The sequence below is a fragment of the Streptomyces sp. XM83C genome (assembly GCF_023072675.1).
GTDB lineage: Bacteria > Actinomycetota > Actinomycetes > Streptomycetales > Streptomycetaceae > Streptomyces > Streptomyces thermocoprophilus.
On sequence record NZ_JALLGL010000486.1, the window covers coordinates 1 to 2,862 of the forward strand.

Here is a 2,862-nt window from a genome sequence, read left to right on the forward strand (position 1 = left end):
TCTCCGACGAACACCCCCGGACCCGGTGACACCACCCCCCAGGTCATGCCTTCGACAGGGGGCAACAGTCATGCCGGGCCCGGAGGCCAGCGGCCCCATTGCGGAGCCGCGGAAAACATAACGGGGGCGTGGCTCGCCTTCCCTGACCGCCCCGAGGGCACGTACCGCCTGTACGGCGACGTCACCACCTGCGCCCATGAGGCATGGTGGGCGGCACGCTCCGACCGGCCGGGATCCGCTTGTCCGCCCGGGCGGGCGCCCGTGTGGCTGTCACCCGCCCGGCCGTCGCAGAAAGGCCCCGTGGGGGCTTCCGCCGTGAGGATGCGGGCATGGGTATACGCATGCTCCACCGCCGCACGGCACGAGCTAAGGCCCACGAACCGGCTGCGGCCGATGCCGACGCGGCTCCCCGCGCGTCGCTCCCCACCGTCCCGCCGTACGCCCCGGCCGCCGGTACCGCCCGCATCCCCTCCGACCCCCTGCGGGCCCTGACAATGCGCGCCGCCCGGCTGGGCCGCCGTATCGCCGGACACGGGCGCGCGGTCCGCGACGCGCTGCGGCTCGGTGACGCGGCCGTCTGGCGGGCCCGGTCGGACGTCGTCCTCGGCTTCCTCGCCCTGCTCACGGCCCGGCTGCCGCGGCCCCGCCCGACCCGGACGTTCACGGTCTTCGTGATGGCACCCCTGCCGACCGGCGGCCCCGGCCTCAGCGACCGCCCGGACCGCCCGGGCCGGCGCCCGCACTGACCACGGCGGCATGCTCCCGCGGGGCGGGACGCCACAGCCGAACCCCCACCGCGTACAGCAGCAGCCCGGTCACCAGACCCGCGCCCGCGCCGAAGCACAGCGTCGGGATCACCTCCCACGGCTTCGCGGAGTGCGCGCCCCGGTACTCCCACCACCGGGTGAGGCGCCGCACCGTCGCGACCACGACCACGGCGCCGACGACGGCCGCCGCCGTCCACCGGTCCCGCACCGACAGCACCGGCACCCCCACCGGGCCTGCCGCGGGCGCCCGGCGCAGCGCGCGCACCACGAACACCGCGATGAAGACGGCGGCGACGGCCGAACCGCCGTACTGCAGATACCAGTACAGCGGGGAGCCGGCCACCTCACGGCCCAGCACCGGGAACAACCGCATGCCCCACCGGTCGAGATGGGTGAACGCGTCCCACACGACATGCGTCAGCGCGCCCAGCGCCGCCGACACGTACCACCACAGCGCCCGCCGAGGCCCGACCGGTGTGAGGGGCGCGCCGCACCGCAGCAGCCCCGCCCACGGCGCCTGCCACGCCCGCGGCAGCAGCGCCACCAGCGGCTCGCGCAGCAGCAGCCACAGCCCGACCAGCGCCCAGGCGATCACCACGTCGACGGTGAACACCCCCGGGAAGGAGTGCGTGACCTCGCCGAACTCCATCGCCCCGGACATCGCGCTCGCCGCGTAGTACGTCATGTCGGGTGCGAACGACCCGGCGATCAGCACTGTCGGCAGCAGCCGGCCGCGTCCGGTGCCGTCGCTGCGGACGGCGGGCAGCACGGCCGCCGCATGGCTCAAAGTGAACGGCAACATGCCCTCCCGGGACGCGGGACCGCCGAGCCGCCCCGGCGGTCGGCCGACGCCTTCGGTCACGTACCCGACCATGATCCCGCACAGCCGTGCGAGCCGGCGCCCCTACCGGAACACCTCATGGCCAATCGGTGAAAACCGGGCACGAACGGGTGTCCGGGCAAAGGAAGTTGTCGTAGGGTCACTGGGCGCTGCGCGCGGCACCGGAGCCACCCGTACAGGCAGGGCGGGGCCGGACCCCGCAGGGTGTCGGCGGTCGCATCAAGGGCATGACACACCGCACTTCGTGCGCGAAGCGCTCGACACACAACAGAAAACGGATAAATACGCAAACCCGTCACGAGGGCAACCAGCACGGCGGGTCGATCGTCACACCATGGCGAGCACGGCACACCGGGCACGGCAGACGACAGACGGACGCTCGGGCGTCCACGGGAGGGGTTCACTTTATGGCGGCGCACTTCGGCAGCCGGCTGCGCAAGGGAGCGGTGACCACCACGGTGGCCGCACTGGCGGTGGCAGCGCTCACGGCGTCCCAGGCGCCCGACACCCCCGTCGAGGAGCAGGGCAGACCGAGCAGCACCGGCGCGCAGCCCGTCCCGGACCTGCCCGCCGACGAGACCGCCTCCGGCAACTCGCGGTACTACACCGACCTGCCGCCGCTGAAGAGTCCCGCCCCCGCGCCGGCCAGCGGCACCACACCGCCCGCGACGACCGGCGACAGCGGCGGGGCCGGCATCCCCGCGACCGTCCTGGACGCCTACAAGAAGGCCGCGGCCGAGCTCGCGCAGACCAAGCCCGGCTGCAATCTGCCGTGGGAACTCCTCGCCGCCATCGGCCAGGTGGAGTCCGGTCAGGCCCGCGGCGGCAAGGTCGACGCCGACGGCACCACCATCGGCAAGATCCTCGGCCCCAAGCTCGACGGCAACGGCTTCGCCCACATCTCCGACACCGACCACGGCGCCTACGACGGCGACACCACCGTCGACCGCGCCGTCGGCCCCATGCAGTTCATCCCGTCCACCTGGGCGTGGGCCGGCCGCGACGGCAACGCCGACGGAACAGCGGACCCGAACAACATCTACGACGCCGCGCTCGCCGCCGGCCACTACCTGTGCCGCGCCGACCGGGACATGGCCACCGACAAGGGCCTGCGTGCCGCGATCCTCAGCTACAACAACTCCACCGAATACCTGAACCTGGTCCTCACCTGGCTGGAGCACTACCGCAAGGGCACCCACGAGATCCCGGACGGCACCGGGCCCGTACCCTCCCACCCCAGCGACGAGACCCCCG

3 protein-coding genes are annotated in these 2,862 nt (G+C 73.6%); 2 read left to right on the forward strand and 1 reads right to left on the reverse strand.

Annotated features, from left to right (window positions below):
- Positions 1 to 329: 329 nt before the first annotated feature.
- Positions 330 to 746, forward strand: coding sequence for a hypothetical protein (locus MTQ10_RS29555; protein ID WP_247473488.1), 417 nt, complete (start codon positions 330 to 332; stop codon positions 744 to 746).
- Here the strand turns inward: MTQ10_RS29555 and MTQ10_RS29560 are convergent.
- Entirely contained in the window at positions 706 to 1,566 is an 861-nt protein-coding gene (locus MTQ10_RS29560; RefSeq protein WP_247473490.1) for a DUF4184 family protein, read from the reverse strand. The two genes, MTQ10_RS29555 and MTQ10_RS29560, sit on opposite strands and share 41 nt — an antisense overlap.
- A 449-nt stretch (positions 1,567 to 2,015) precedes the next feature.
- Between MTQ10_RS29560 and MTQ10_RS29565 the strand changes: the two genes are divergently transcribed.
- Positions 2,016 to 2,862, forward strand: an 847-nt coding sequence (locus MTQ10_RS29565; RefSeq protein ID WP_247473489.1) for a lytic transglycosylase domain-containing protein, incomplete at its 3' end; no start/stop codon positions are given.